Below are 13,161 nucleotides of genomic sequence, written 5' to 3' on the forward strand. Positions count from 1 at the left end.
AGACGGCTATGGAATATATCAATCTCGGCAAGTCGGGCCTCAAGGTCTCGCGCATCGCGCTCGGCTGCATGACCTATGGCTCGCCGTCCTGGCAGGCCTGGGTGCTGGATGAAGCGGCCTCGACGCCGATCATCGCCAAGGCGCTCGATCTCGGCGTCAACTTCCTCGATACGGCGGACATGTATTCTATCGGCGCGAGCGAGGAGATTCTCGGTCGCTTCCTCAAGCCGTTTCCGCGCCACAAGCTTGTCATCGCCTCGAAGGCCTACAACCCGATGAGCGAGGATGTGAATGATCGAGGCCTGTCACGTAAGCACATCTTCGAAGCGCTCGACGCCAGCCTGAAGCGGCTCAAGACCGACTATCTCGATCTCTACCAGATTCACCGTTTCGACTACCAGACGCCGCTCGAGGAAACGCTCGATGCGCTGAATGACGTCGTGCGCTCCGGCAAGGTGCGCTATCTCGGCGCCTCCTCGATGCATGCGTGGCAGTTCATGAAAGCGCTTGGCCTGCAGCGCCAGCATGGATGGGCGCCATTCGTCTCGATGCAGCCGCATTACAACCTGATCTATCGCGAGGAAGAGCGCGAGATGCTGCCGCTTTGTCGCGCAGAGGGAATCGGCGTGATCCCGTGGAGTCCGCTGGCGCGCGGACGCCTCGCGGGCAAGGGGCGTGAGCAAGGCCAGAAAACCGTGCGCGCTGGTAGCGACGCGTCGGCTATCCGCCTTTATGAGGCGACGCGCGAGCAGGACGAGGCGATCATCGAAGCCGTCGCCGCGGCGGCGCGTCGTCACAACAAATCCATGGCGCAGATCGGCTACGCCTGGATCGCCAGTCGCCCGGGCGTCACGGCGCCGGTCATCGGCGCATCGCGCGTGGAGCAGCTCGTCGAGGCGGTTGAATCCTTGGAGATCAAACTTACACCTGAAGATGTGGAGGCAATGGAGAAGCCCTACCGGACGAGGCCGACCGCCGGCCACCAGTGATCGCGCTCATGCGAAGATGAGTAGGCCTGTCAGTGTGAGATAGGCGGCCGAAAAGGCCGCGAATTCGGCGCCCTTCATCGGCGCCGGCGGGTCATTGAAGTCCGGCTGCGGCGGGTCCTCGATGTCAGGACGAGGCGGATCGCGCGGGTTCTTGATCGGCGGATCAGCCGGGTCCCGCGTCGGCGTAGGAGCGGGACCCGGCTGATCGGGATCGATTGGCGTTTTGACGGGATCCTGCGTGGGCTGCTTGGGCATGAGCATCCTCGATGTCAGCCCAATCGATGTCGCCCAGCGCTTGTTCCAGCGCGAGAGAAGGCCGTGAGTCACAGATCGGGTTAAGCAAATATCAACGCGGTTCAGCGAAGCTGCGCGACCCTCCGCCAGCCTCATCACGCTCGTCGCCATGTATTCGCCCACTCCCGACGAGTTGCTTCAAGCGATTGAGCGCGAGGAACTTTTCGTCGTTTTTCAGCCCCAGCTCGCAGCGCGCGATGGGACCATCGCGGCTGTCGAGGCGCTGGTCAGATGGCGCCATCCCCATCACGGCGTGGTTGGGCCCGGCCATTTCGTGACCCTTGCCGAGCAGCACGGGCTGGTCGGGCGGCTGACGAGGCGCGTCCTCGAAGACGCTTGCAGGGCGGCCGCGCGCTGGCCGCAACTTTCCATCGGCGTCAACATCTCGGCGACGGAGTTGCGGACGCCCGATTTCGCCGATTACATCGCCGATGTCGCCGTCGACGCTGGCCTGCCGCTTGAGAGACTCGAACTCGAGATCGTCGAGAGCGCCTTCATCGACGATTTTGAAGCGGCGGTGGCGACAGTGGAGAGCTTGCGCAATCGAGGCATTCGCGTCGCGCTCGATGATTTCGGCACCGGCTATTCCAGCCTCACCTATTTGCGGCGACTGCCGATCGACAAGATCAAGATCGACAAGTCATTCGTCGACGGCGTCGATAAGGTGCAGTCGGCGGCCATTGTTCACGCCGTCGTTGCATTGGGTCGCGCGCTCGGGCTCAAGGTCTGCGCGGAGGGCGTCGAGACGCCGCTGCAACAGCAATTCCTCAAGGCGGCGGGCTGCCACCTGCTGCAGGGCTATCTGTTCTCGCGCCCGGTTGATGCGGCTCAGATCGATCTGATGCTCGCAAAGAATGTTGCGCCGAAGCTTGTCTCGCCGCGCCTGGCGAGCGGCTGATCAGTTCACCAGCATCACCGTTCCGCTGTTAGGACCGACGCCAACCGGCACGGGAATGTCGGATGCGCTGTAATTCGAATTCAGGAACAGGACCGGCCCCGCCTGCGCGTTGATCTGTCGTGCGATGACGATCGTATAGGAGGCGAGATCGGCGATCGGCTTGTTGCTGCCGATATAAAGTTCATTCTGCGGGAGATAGATGGTGCCAAGCAGAACACGGGCGTTGGCGCTGAAGATCTGATGTTTCTGGTTCGGAGGCGAAGCCCGATCCTCGAAGATGAGAAGTCCCGCCAAAGGACCGTCCTTCGGCGCCGTCAAGGTGATCGTCGACAATTCGTCGAACCGAAACACCGCGCCCTTGCCAGTCAGGAAGAAGCCGACATTCGTGCCGATCATCACACTCGCATCGCTGACGACGAGCGGCCCATCCTTCATGATGTAGATTCCAGGCGAGAGGGTGACAACGGCGCCGAGCCTGATCGTCAGCCCGCCGCAATAAACGCCGGGCTTCAGCGTCGTCACGAGTTTCACCACCAGATTATTATAGTCGCAGCCGCTGACCGACGGAGCCGGCCTGCCAAGGAGAGGATCCGGAAGCACCGGACAGTCGACCTGCGGAGCGGGGACGAAGCTGAGCGCTCCACCCTTGTAGTAACCACCTGCGGTGCAGGAGAACGCCGCCTTCATCGAGGCGTTCATCTTCGCAAAAAGCCCGTTTGAGCTGCGCGAATTGGAATAGACGGCGCAGTTGAGCGCAACCACCTGCGCATTCTGGTCGAGGCCGATGGTGAACGGCGAGTCGGGATCGAGACCAATCATGCAGATCGGAGCACCGCCCACCGCCTTGGCTTTGGCGCCCACGGCGACGTTCAGATCGGTCACGCTGACGAGCTTTCCGAACGCAGGCTCGACAACCTCAGACAGTTGCAGGGAGACGGTGCGGCCGATCAGATCGACCGATCCATTCACATTGACGGATCGGCCTTGCGCCAGCCCTTTCACGTAATTCCGCGCGACCGTGATGATCGTCGCCGACTGGGCGTTGCCCAACCGCAGTTCGCGCGCCGCCATCAGCGCGGCGCTGTCAGCCCATCCCTGCAGTTCGGTGCGCGTCGAACTCGCGCGGGAATAGTCGACGGCGGCGCCAGCCGCCACAAAGAGGACAGGAGCCGCGACGGCGAACGAGATCAGCGTCGTGCCCGCGACGTCGTCAGCAAGAGCGCTTATCCAGCGTCTGAAGCGCTCAGGCAGCACGGGCGGTTTGCTCCGCGAGAGGCGCGCGCAGCGCCCGGTGAGTGCGCAGGACGAAACGGATCTGATGGCTGAGAAGCCGCCAGTTCACGGGCTTCGTGACAAAAGAGGTCGCGCCTGCGTCATAAGCTTCGTCGATCGACATGATGTCTTCGCGACCGGTGACGACGATGATAGGCAGGTCATGAAAGGCTGGATTGGCCCTGAGGCGACGGACCATCTCAAAGCCGCTGATGCCGGGCATATCGATATCGACGAGCGCCACGTCGAATTTGCGCGACGCCAGCATCTCCAGTCCGTCCATCGCGCAAGGTGCCGTCTCGACGGTCGCGACCGGCGTTGATAGATAGACCGAAGCAAATTCACGCTGAATCGGATCGTCATCGACAACGAGGATGTCGACTGGCTGGTCGAGCACATATTTGAACTCGACGTCAGAGCGTTCGATCCGGTTCAAGATCAATCAACGAAGGTTTGGAATCCCCTGCCCAAAAACCTATAGCGGCTGAATCCTAACTTCCTGTTGACCCGTTGCTATAATAATGGGGCCGCGGCGAAGATTTGATTAACCATATTCGGCCGCGGAGGCTTCCATGCGGCGGACAGCTCTGACGGTGCGAGCGAAGATTCTGCTGCTCGTCTGCTTCTCCGTCTCGCTTGCGCAGCTTCTATCGGCTGGCCTGTCGGCTTGGCAAGAAGCGGAGCGCTATGCGCGCGCCAAGCGCGACGAAATGATTTCAAACGCGCTGGCGCTCGCCGCTGCGGCCAGCGCCGCGACGGCCGATCGCGACGTGCGCGGCGCCTACGCCGCCTTGAGCGCTATCGGCCGCATCAGCAATATCGGCTATGCCGACATCGAAACAATGGACGGTCAGCCGCTGGCTGACCTCGGTGCCACAGAGCGGCTGATCGGCGATCTCGCGATCGACGAGACGACAGCGCCTCCCGGCGCGCTCGACATTCTCAAAAGCCGTTCGATCGAAGCCGTCGTTCCGATCAAACATGCGGGCGTCGAGGTCGGGAAGCTGCGCGTGATTTCCGGCACGTCCGAGCTTGGCGAGCGCATCGCCTCGGCGGTGAAAATCACCGCGGCGGGCGCGCTTGTCAGCCTGCTCCTGTCGCTGCTGCTGGCATTACGGCTGCAGAATTCGATCACGCGGCCGATCGCGCAACTTTCGTCCGCCATGGCCAATGTGCGACGTCACCATAACTATGCGGCTTCGGTCTCGACAAAGGCGGACGGTGAGATCGGGCTGCTGGTTGACGGGTTCAACTCCATGCTGGGCGATATTCGCGAGCGCGACGCGCGCATCGCCGATCATGTCGTGAGCCTGGAAGCGACGGTCGCCGAGCGCACGCGCGAATTCAAACAAGCCGCCGCGGAGGCGGACGCCGCCAATCAGGCCAAGTCCGAATTTCTTGCGACGATGAGCCATGAAATCAGGACGCCGATGAACGGGATCCTCGTCACGGCCGAGCTTCTCGCCACGACCGATCTGCCGGCCCGCGCCCACAAACACGCCGAAATCATCGCGCGCTCCGGCAAAAGCCTGCTTTCGATCATCAACGACATTCTCGACATGTCGAAAATAGAATCCGGCAAACTCGACGTCGAGCTCATGCCGGTCGATCCCGCGGAGACGGTGGAAACCGTGCTGCGCCTGTTCTCCGAGCGGGCTCGCAGCAAAGGCGTCGATCTCGCGGGCAAGCTGTTCGTCGATCGCCTTGTGATGACGAATGCGGACCCTGTTCGCCTCGGACAGGTGATCAGCAACCTCGTCAACAATGCGCTGAAATTCACCGAGCAGGGCGCGGTGACCGTCGTGGTCAGGGATGACGAGGAGCGCGAAGGCGCCATCCGCTTCTCCGTCATCGACACCGGCATCGGCATCCCCAAGGACAAGCTCGAACATATCTTCGCGGCGTTCTCGCAGGCTGATCAGTCGACGACGCGCAAATATGGCGGCACGGGTCTCGGCCTCGCGATTGCGCGCAAGCTTGTCGCGGCGATGGGCGGCGAATTGCGCGTCGCCAGCAAGATCGGCGAAGGCTCGGAGTTCTATTTCTCGATTCCCCGTCACTCGCCCTCACGAGCGATTGAAGCGGCCGCGCCGCACGGAGAGCAGCGCAAAGCCTTGATCTGCGTCGACGGAAGCGAAACCGCGAAAGCGATTGGGCTCTATCTCCAGCAGCTCGGCGTTGACGCTGTCGTAACCTCGGACGCCGATCTTTCTGCGCGGGCGGAGCGCGCCAATCTGGTCTTCATTTCACCGCGCCTGCTCGAAGGGGGATCGAGGCCGGCTCCCTCGACAAACAGCTCGGTCATCCTTGTTTCACCCAATCCCGATTTCGACGACATGCTCGTCCGCCGCGGCCTCGCCGACAATGTGCTGGACTGGCCGATCAGCCGCGCCGAGCTTGCGGCGCTTGTCGTCGCGCCCGGGGACGCGGCGCGGCGCGGCGCCGCTCGAGAAGCGACCGTCATGCCGCAGATGTTCAAAGGTCTGCGCGCGCTTGTCGCTGATGACAATGAAGTCAATCGCGAAGTTGCGGAATCGGCCCTTGCGACGCTTGGAATCACCGTCGCATTCGCATTCGACGGGCGCGCCGCTTTCGATGCGGCGCGGCGTGAGCGCTTCGACGTCGTCCTCATGGATGGCAGCATGCCTGACATGGACGGCTTTGAATCCGCCCGCGCCATTCGCGCCCATGAGGCGGAAAGCGGCGCTGAGAGAACGCCGATCATCGCGCTGACCGCTCATGTGGTCGGCTCCGGCGCCGAAGCGTGGCGCGACGCCGGCATGGATGATGTTCTCTACAAGCCCTACACCCTGTCTGATCTCAGCGCGAAGCTTCAGAAAGTCGTCAAGCCCAACGCGACCATCGAGGCCGTGGAGCCTGAGGCTCCGAAGAGCGCTGCGACACAGGCGATTGATCCACGCATTCTCGACGATCTGCGCAAGATGAGCGGCGGCTCGAATGAACTGGTCGAGCGCATCTCGCGGCTCTATCGCATGCACGCGCCGCGCCATGTGGCTGACATCTCCGCCGCCGTCGCAAGCGGCGATCTCGACGCGATCGCGCGCGCGGCCCATGCGCTCAAATCGATGAGCTACAATGTCGGCGCGGTTTCGGTTGCGGAGCAGGCCGGAGCGCTGGAGAAGGCGGCTCGCATCGAAGGGCGAATCCCGGAAGGCGCCGAGCTTTCCGGAATCCAGGCAAGCTGCACGGAGGCGATGGACGCCCTTTCAGGAAAGGCCGCCTGAGCTAGAGCGGCGAGCGTTCAAATCGCGCCGCCTCGCCGCTCTATCTTTTGATCGTCGCAACGTCGTCGCGGAAAACCGGTTCCCACTTTTCCGCACGTTGCTCTAGCGCGGCGTCACGTCGAAGCCGAACCACTTCTCCGAAAGCTGCTTGATCGTGCCGTCATTGAGCGCTGATGTGATCGCCTCATCGAACTTCGCCTTCAACTCGGTATCGCTCTTGCGCAGACCGATCGCGCTGCCGCGGCCGAGCAGGCCGCCCTGGAAGCGCGGACCAACGATCACCATGGCCTCGTTGCCCTGCTTCTTGCTCGCCGTGGTGAGATAAGCCATCGAAGCGATCACGGCGTCGACGCGGCCGGCAAGCAGATCGAGATCGTGCTGCTCGGTCGTCTTGTATTCGCGGACGGTGACGACGCCCTTGAGATATTTATCGAGGAAGGCGGCGGCGATCGTCGAGCCCTGCACGCCGATGATCTTGCCCTGCAGCTTCGGCTTCAGCGCTTCGAGCGCCTTGACCGCGCCGGCCTCATTTGTCGTGAGCGAATAGACGTTCGCCTGCTCCGGCAGGTCGGCCAGCGGCGAACCTTTCAGCGTCGCGAAGCTCTGGCCCGTGGTGCCGTAGGAAATCGAGAAGGCGATCGCCTCTTCGCGCTTCGCCGTCGCCGACATGCCGGACATGATAGCGTCGAACTTGCCGGCGTTGAGCGCAGGGATCATGCCGTCGAAGGATTGCGCGATCAGCTCGCATTCGACCTTCATCTTCGCGCAGAGATATTTGTGCAAATCGATCTCGAAGCCATTCAGCTTGCCGTCCGGCTCAGTGAAATTCCAGGGCGCGAAAGCGCCTTCGGTCGCGAGCTTCACTTTCGTCCACTGCTTCTCCTGCGCGAAAGCCGGCTGCAGAACGCACGCTGCAAACGCGAAAGCGCTGAGAAAAATGCGAACCTTCATTTCATTTCTCCAGAATTTGGGACCAGACCTGACGGATCAACCCGCCAGGAACTGGCGAAACCGCTCGGAGCGGCTCGCCGTGAACATCTCCTGCGGCGACCCTTCCGCCTCGATCAGACCCTGATGCAGGAACACGACCTTGCTCGACACATCACGGGCGAAGCCCGTCTCGTGCGTGACGATCAGCATCGTCCGGCCTTCCTCGGCCAATGAGCGCATCACGCGCAGCACCTCGCCGACCAGTTCAGGATCAAGCGCAGAGGTCGGCTCGTCAAACAGCATCACCTTGGGATGCATGGCGAGCGCGCGCGCGATCGCAGCCCGCTGCTGCTGGCCGCCGGAGAGATGAGCGGGATAATGATTGCGCTTGTCGGCGATGCCCACTTTCGCCAGCAGAGCTTCCGCCTCCGCAACGCACTCGGCCTTCGGCCGCTTCTGCACATGCACCGGCGCCTCGATGACATTCTGCAGCACGGTCATGTGCGACCAGAGATTGAAATTCTGGAACACCATGCTGGTGCGGAGCCGAATGCGCTCCACCTGCTTCTGATCGAGCGCGCGACGACCCCGACCCGCGCCAAACGAGATGGTCTCGCCGGCGACAGAAATCTTGCCGCTGTCAGGCGTCTCCAGAAGATTGATGCAGCGAAGCATGGTCGATTTGCCGGAACCGGAAGGGCCGAGGATCGAAACGACATCGCCTTCCTGCGCCTGAAGCGAGACGCCCTTCAGCACTTCGAGATCGCCGAACCTCTTGTGAAGATTGGCGAGATTGACGGCGACGGTCATGCCGCGGCTCCTGCAGCCGACGTCGCCGGGCGCAGATGCGGCGTCAGCCAATATTCCAGCGCATGCACGATGCGCGTGATGACGAAGTTGATCACGAGATAGATCGCGCCGGCGATGATGAAGATTTCGATGGCCCGAAACGTTTCGGAGATGAGTTTGGCGGCGATTCCCGTGATCTCCATCATGGTGATGATCGAAGCAAGCGACGTCGCCTTGATCATCAGGATCAACTCGTTGCCATAGCCGGGCAGCGCCTGGCGCACGGCAAGCGGCAGGATGATGCGACGCAATCTCATCATGGGCGACATGCCCGACGCCATCGCCGCTTCGATCTGCCCATGCGGCACGGAGAGAATCCCGCCGCGGAAGATTTCACTGGCGTAGGCCGCGGTGTTCAGCGTGAGCGCAAGAATGGCGCACCAGTAGGGCTCGCGCAGGAAGGCCCAGGCCCAGCTCGCCCTGACCGCCGGAAACTGGCCGAGGCCGTAATAGATCAGGAATATCTGCACCAAAAGCGGCGTGCCGCGAAATACCGCGAGATAGGCCCGCGCGAAGTAATCGAGCGGCGGCCAGCCTGACAGACGCATGAGCGCAAGACCAAGCGCCAATACGCCGCCGAGCGCGACCGACAGACCGGCGAGATTGAGCGTCAAGGGAACGCCCTGCAGAAGCGCAAGAAGGGTCTCGGACATGAAGGCCCAATCCATCACGCCCTCCGCACGCCGCGCGAGAAGCGCTGCTCGGCCAGCCTGAAGCCTTGCCCCGAGATCGCGGTGATCAGCAGATAAAGCGCGCCGGCCGTCACAAAGAAATAGAAGGGCTGCCGCGTCGAGCCGGCGCCGATCTGCGACTGGCGCAGCAGTTCGACGAGGCCTGTCACCGACACCAGCGCGGATTCCTTCAGCGTGAGCTGCCAGACATTGCCGAGGCCCGGCACGGCGTGGCGCAAGGTGAGCGGCCCGATGATCCGGCGCAGCATAAGCGAGGGCGACATGCCCGATGCGATCGCCGCTTCGATCTCGCCGCGGCTCACCGCGCGAAATGCGCCCCGGAACACTTCCGTGTGATAGGCGCCAGAGACGACTCCAATGGCGAGCGCGCCAGCGGCGAAGCCGGGCAGGCTGATGAAACCCGATGCGCCGAACAGCCGACCGATCGGCGTCAGCACTGCGCCGGCGCCGAAATAGAAGAGATAGATCACGAGAAGATCGGGAACGCCGCGCAGGATCGTGGTGTAGCCATCCGCCATCGTCCGCAGCACAGGCCCGCCGGATATCTTCGCCCAGGCGCCAAGCACGCCGACGCAGGCGCCGAGCAGAAAGCCGCAGCTTGCGACGGCGATCGTCATGGCGGCGCCTGCGAGCATCGCCATACCCCAGCCGCGCGGGCCAAAGCCCATCAGCTCAAAGAAATCGACAGCGTTCAACGGGCGCGCCTTTTCTGTCCGGCGCTCTCAATTGCGATGGCGGCCATGCGGATCGCCGGCCGCCATTCTATCTCAATCCGAAAGATCAATTGCTCACCGGCGGCAAGGTCGGGCTCAGATCGAGCTTGCTCCACTTCACCGACAGGGTGCGGATCGTGCCATCCTCCGTCGCCTCACGGATCGCCTTGTCGAAGATCGCCTTCAGGTCCGTCTCATCCTTACGCATGCCGAGCGCCACCTCTGTCGCCAGCATCGCGCCCTTGATCAGCGGGCCGGTCATGGCGAGATCCTGATTGTCGGGCTTCTGCAGCATCGATGTTCCATAAACGCCGCTGTCGAATCCGGCATCGATGCGGCCGGCGCGCAGATCGAGATCGCGATCCGGCGAAGCCTTGTAAGTTCTGATCTGCACATCATCGCCGAAATAAGCGCGGATGAGTTGCTCCTGGCTCGTCGACTGCACGACACCGATGGTCTTGCCTTTGATCAGGCCCTTGATCTCAGCCATGACCGGGTCGGCCTTGGCCTTGTCGTTGAGATTGAGCTTTTCGCCCGTCATGGGCATCGCCGTGACGGGGCCGTTTTTCGCAACGAGGAACGTCGCGACGCCGCTGGCGTAGGCGATGGTGAAGTCGACCACCTTCTTGCGCGCTTCATTGATGCCGAGCGTCAACACGAGATCGAATTTCCCGGCGTTGAGGCTTGGAATGAGGCTCGACCATTCGCCGACGATCAGTTCGCATTCGACCTTGGCGCGTTTGCAGAGGTCGGCGCTGAGATCGATGTCATAGCCCGCGAGCTTGCCGTCCGGCCCGATCATGTTCCAGGGCGGGAACGCGCCCTCGACGCCGATCTTGACGGTCTTCCATTCCTTCGCGGCGACTGCGCCGTAACTGATTGCGAGCGCGAACGCGGCGAGGATCGAAACGATGCTTTTCTTCGCCATGACCTCTCCTCCAGCGGCTGATGTCAAAGCTGCGGACCGCGTCAGCAGCCCCCTTGTTCACTTGTGTCCGCCGACCGGCGGATGAACGTCATCAGGAATAGGATTGACGAACGACCGGCCCGCGAGCCTCTCGCGATGATCCCGCCTGGCTTTCTCGATTAGCGAGGGATCGCGGAACAATTCAACCGCGGTCGCCGCCATGCCCTTCGCTGCATGCTCCATGCCCTTGTGCGCGACGGTCGATTTTCCCTGCGCCGTGAGCTGCCAGGAATGGCCGGGCGTGCCGATGGCGCAGGTGGCGCCGCGCATCTGCACGGTCGGCGTCACCCAGCTCACGGTGCCGACATCCGTCGATCCCACCAGCGTGCCGTCGCCGCTGTTGGGCGGCACGATCGCATCGCAAAGGGGAAGATTTTTTTTCGGCTTCATGCCGAAGCGCGCGAAGGCGGTCGTGATATCCTTGTCGTCAAACGTCGCCTGGAACTTGCGCGCATAGGCGCGATCGGCGTCGTCGAAAGGCGGCGGTCCAAGGCGTTCGAGCTGCGCATGCATCAGCGCTTCGAGCGTGTCGTTACCGACGAGATTGGCGTCGCCGCTGACGATCTCGCCCGTGACCGTCGTCTCCGTCATGAGCGCGGCGCCATCCGCGATCTTGCGTACGCGCGTCAGCAGCGCCTGCATGTCAGGCAGCTCGCGGTCGCGAATGAGATAGCGCACCTTCGCCTTTGCCTGCACGACGTTCGGCGCGATGCCGCCAGTATGGGTGACGGCGTAGTGAATGCGGGCCGTGCTCGGCATATGCTCGCGCATATAGTTCACGCCAACATTCATCAGCTCGACCGCGTCGAGCGCGCTGCGGCCGAGTTGCGGCGAGACGGCCGCGTGCGAGGCGCGACCGGTGAAGGTGAAATCGATCTCGTTGCAGGCGAGCGAAATCGGATTGTTGACGCCGGCGAAGGACGCGGGGTGCCACGAGATCGCGATATCGACGTCGTCGAACACGCCGGCGCGCACCATGAAGCCCTTGGCGGAGCCGCCCTCTTCGGCAGGGCAGCCATAATAACGCACGCGGCCTTTGAGGCCCGCGGCGGCGAGATGGTTCTTGACCGCGGTCGCGGCGAGCATCGCGCCGGCGCCGAGGAGATTATGCCCGCAGGCATGGCCGTTGCCGCCAGCCTCGACCGGGCGATGCTCCGCCACGTCGGCCTCCTGGCTGAGGCCAGGTAGCGCATCATATTCGCCGAGAATAGCGATGATCGGCCCGGCCTCGCCCGCCTCGCCCATGACCGCCGTCGGGATGCCGGCGACGTTGCGGGTGACGCGAAAGCCTTCCCGCTCCAGCATCGCGGTGTGTTCGGCGCAGGACTGGACCTCGCCATAGTTGAGCTCCGGCGTGCCCCAGACCCGGTCGCTCAGGCCGAAGAAGGCCTCGCGCTTCGCCTCGACCTCGCCCCATACGGCTTCGGAATTCTTCATCGCCTGCGCCCGCCCGCCACACTCGTCGATCCCGGCGCAATTCCGGCGGGGCCGACGGCCAGACGGAATTGCGCCAATATTGGCGCCAATATAGATCAGAGCGCATGATCCCGCGCAATAGCCGGCTGAAGGCCGGCGTGCGACAGGGTCACAGCGAGGGAGAGAGCGGACGGATGCAGGGTCCATCCCAGGCGAACGCGGAGCGCAAGGCCGATATCTCCGATCTCGTCGACAGGATCGTGCGCGACATCCAGTCAGGCGCGCTGGCGCCGGGCATGTGGCTGAAGCAGATCGATCTCGAACAACGCTATTCCCGCTCGCGGCCGGACGTGCGTCGGGCGCTCGATCATCTCGCGCAGAAGCGGCTGGTGCAGCACATCCCGAACCGCGGCTATCACGTCTATGAGCCGGATTCGGCCCAGACGAACGACGTTCTCGAAATCCGTCTCATGCTGGAGACTGGCGTCGCTGATCGCGTCGTCGCGAATGCGCGACCGCAGGATGTCGCGAAGCTTTCGCGCCTCGCGCGTATGTTCGATGATCTGATGATGCAGGGCACGATTCTCGAACTCTACGAGGCGAATCTCGCCTTCCACCGAGAGTTGCTTACGCTCGGCGGCAATCGCGAACTCGTCAGCCTGATCAGCGAGCTCCGTCACCGCACATCGTCCGCCCCGGCGTCGCAATGGCGCACGCGCGCACGGATCGAGAGGTCAAGCTCCGAACATCACGCGATGGTGGCGGCGATCGAAGCGAAAGACACGGCGCGATTGAAGCACGTCATCGAGCTTCATATCAGGCAGCCTGCCGAAGCGCAGAGCGCCCAACCTGCCGAGAAAGACGCAGCTGCGCTTCGCGAAGCCGGCTGAGTTCGA

At 62.9% G+C, this 13,161-nt stretch carries 13 protein-coding genes; 4 read left to right on the forward strand and 9 right to left on the reverse strand.

Annotation, left to right across the window (positions count from 1 at the left end; all coding sequences use genetic code 11):
• Positions 1 to 8: 8 nt before the first annotated feature.
• Positions 9 to 989, forward strand: coding sequence for an aldo/keto reductase (locus tag L8F45_RS19640; protein ID WP_342359547.1), 981 nt, complete (start codon positions 9 to 11; stop codon positions 987 to 989).
• A gap of 6 nt (positions 990 to 995) precedes the next feature.
• On the opposite strand, the gene L8F45_RS19645 is transcribed toward L8F45_RS19640, so the two are convergent.
• Positions 996 to 1,244 (reverse strand): hypothetical protein, encoded by a 249-nt coding sequence (locus L8F45_RS19645; RefSeq protein WP_342359548.1) that lies wholly within the window; start codon positions 1,242 to 1,244, stop codon positions 996 to 998.
• 148 nt (positions 1,245 to 1,392) lie between these two features.
• On the opposite strand from L8F45_RS19645, the gene L8F45_RS19650 reads away from it, so the two are divergent.
• A complete protein-coding gene (locus tag L8F45_RS19650; RefSeq protein ID WP_342359549.1) occupies positions 1,393 to 2,181 on the forward strand; it encodes a putative bifunctional diguanylate cyclase/phosphodiesterase in 789 nt (262 codons plus the stop codon).
• Here L8F45_RS19650 and L8F45_RS19655 read toward each other — a convergent pair whose 3' ends face one another.
• On the reverse strand, positions 2,182 to 3,435 hold the full coding sequence (locus tag L8F45_RS19655) for a TadE/TadG family type IV pilus assembly protein (protein ID WP_342359550.1): 1,254 nt from the start codon (positions 3,433 to 3,435) through the stop codon (positions 2,182 to 2,184).
• Positions 3,425 to 3,889, reverse strand: coding sequence for a response regulator (locus tag L8F45_RS19660; protein ID WP_342359551.1), 465 nt, complete (start codon positions 3,887 to 3,889; stop codon positions 3,425 to 3,427). The genes L8F45_RS19655 and L8F45_RS19660 overlap by 11 nt, the downstream gene beginning before the upstream one ends.
• A gap of 136 nt (positions 3,890 to 4,025) precedes the next feature.
• Here L8F45_RS19660 and L8F45_RS19665 point away from each other — a divergent pair, with 136 nt between their 5' ends.
• A complete protein-coding gene (locus L8F45_RS19665) occupies positions 4,026 to 6,698 on the forward strand; it encodes a hybrid sensor histidine kinase/response regulator (RefSeq protein WP_342359552.1) in 2,673 nt (890 codons plus the stop codon).
• Between the two features lie 102 nt (positions 6,699 to 6,800).
• On the opposite strand, the gene L8F45_RS19670 is transcribed toward L8F45_RS19665, so the two are convergent.
• The 6 genes from L8F45_RS19670 to L8F45_RS19695 all read right to left on the reverse strand — a co-directional run bounded on the left by L8F45_RS19670 (position 6,801) and on the right by L8F45_RS19695 (position 12,286).
• Complete coding sequence (locus tag L8F45_RS19670; RefSeq protein WP_342359553.1) at positions 6,801 to 7,649, reverse strand: transporter substrate-binding domain-containing protein; 849 nt, start codon at positions 7,647 to 7,649, stop codon at positions 6,801 to 6,803.
• Between the two features lie 36 nt (positions 7,650 to 7,685).
• Positions 7,686 to 8,438: an ABC transporter ATP-binding protein gene (locus L8F45_RS19675; RefSeq protein WP_342359554.1), complete on the reverse strand. Its 753-nt coding sequence runs from the start codon at positions 8,436 to 8,438 to the stop codon at positions 7,686 to 7,688.
• Positions 8,435 to 9,145, reverse strand: a complete 711-nt coding sequence (locus tag L8F45_RS19680) for an ABC transporter permease (protein WP_342359555.1) — start codon at positions 9,143 to 9,145, stop codon at positions 8,435 to 8,437. The genes L8F45_RS19675 and L8F45_RS19680 overlap by 4 nt, the downstream gene beginning before the upstream one ends.
• On the reverse strand, positions 9,145 to 9,837 hold the full coding sequence (locus tag L8F45_RS19685; RefSeq protein WP_425330034.1) for an ABC transporter permease: 693 nt from the start codon (positions 9,835 to 9,837) through the stop codon (positions 9,145 to 9,147). The genes L8F45_RS19680 and L8F45_RS19685 overlap by 1 nt, the downstream gene beginning before the upstream one ends.
• A 112-nt stretch (positions 9,838 to 9,949) precedes the next feature.
• Positions 9,950 to 10,810: a transporter substrate-binding domain-containing protein gene (locus L8F45_RS19690; RefSeq protein ID WP_342359557.1), complete on the reverse strand. Its 861-nt coding sequence runs from the start codon at positions 10,808 to 10,810 to the stop codon at positions 9,950 to 9,952.
• Positions 10,811 to 10,867: 57 nt separating this feature from the next.
• Positions 10,868 to 12,286, reverse strand: a complete 1,419-nt coding sequence (locus tag L8F45_RS19695) for a M20 family metallopeptidase (RefSeq protein ID WP_342359558.1) — start codon at positions 12,284 to 12,286, stop codon at positions 10,868 to 10,870.
• A gap of 173 nt (positions 12,287 to 12,459) precedes the next feature.
• On the opposite strand from L8F45_RS19695, the gene L8F45_RS19700 reads away from it, so the two are divergent.
• Positions 12,460 to 13,155: a GntR family transcriptional regulator gene (locus tag L8F45_RS19700; RefSeq protein ID WP_342359559.1), complete on the forward strand. Its 696-nt coding sequence runs from the start codon at positions 12,460 to 12,462 to the stop codon at positions 13,153 to 13,155.
• Positions 13,156 to 13,161 lie beyond the last annotated feature (6 nt).

This window comes from Terrirubrum flagellatum (genome assembly GCF_022059845.1).
Lineage (GTDB): Bacteria > Pseudomonadota > Alphaproteobacteria > Rhizobiales > Beijerinckiaceae > Terrirubrum > Terrirubrum flagellatum.

Excerpts from the sequence above, each read along its gene's own strand:
- L8F45_RS19645 (WP_342359548.1), bottom strand. The coding sequence starts at position 1,244 with ATGCCCAAGCAGCCCACGCAGGATCCCGTCAAAACGCCAATCGATCCC.
- L8F45_RS19670 (WP_342359553.1), bottom strand. The coding sequence starts at position 7,649 with ATGAAGGTTCGCATTTTTCTCAGCGCTTTCGCGTTTGCAGCGTGCGTT.
- L8F45_RS19675 (WP_342359554.1), bottom strand. The coding sequence starts at position 8,438 with ATGACCGTCGCCGTCAATCTCGCCAATCTTCACAAGAGGTTCGGCGAT.
- L8F45_RS19685 (WP_425330034.1), bottom strand. The coding sequence starts at position 9,837 with ATGGGCTTTGGCCCGCGCGGCTGGGGTATGGCGATGCTCGCAGGCGCC.
- L8F45_RS19695 (WP_342359558.1), bottom strand. The coding sequence starts at position 12,286 with ATGAAGAATTCCGAAGCCGTATGGGGCGAGGTCGAGGCGAAGCGCGAG.
- L8F45_RS19680 (WP_342359555.1), bottom strand. The coding sequence starts at position 9,145 with ATGGATTGGGCCTTCATGTCCGAGACCCTTCTTGCGCTTCTGCAGGGC.
- L8F45_RS19665 (WP_342359552.1), top strand. The coding sequence starts at position 4,026 with ATGCGGCGGACAGCTCTGACGGTGCGAGCGAAGATTCTGCTGCTCGTC.
- L8F45_RS19650 (WP_342359549.1), top strand. The coding sequence starts at position 1,393 with ATGTATTCGCCCACTCCCGACGAGTTGCTTCAAGCGATTGAGCGCGAG.
- L8F45_RS19690 (WP_342359557.1), bottom strand. The coding sequence starts at position 10,810 with ATGGCGAAGAAAAGCATCGTTTCGATCCTCGCCGCGTTCGCGCTCGCA.
- L8F45_RS19700 (WP_342359559.1), top strand. The coding sequence starts at position 12,460 with ATGCAGGGTCCATCCCAGGCGAACGCGGAGCGCAAGGCCGATATCTCC.
- L8F45_RS19640 (WP_342359547.1), top strand. The coding sequence starts at position 9 with ATGGAATATATCAATCTCGGCAAGTCGGGCCTCAAGGTCTCGCGCATC.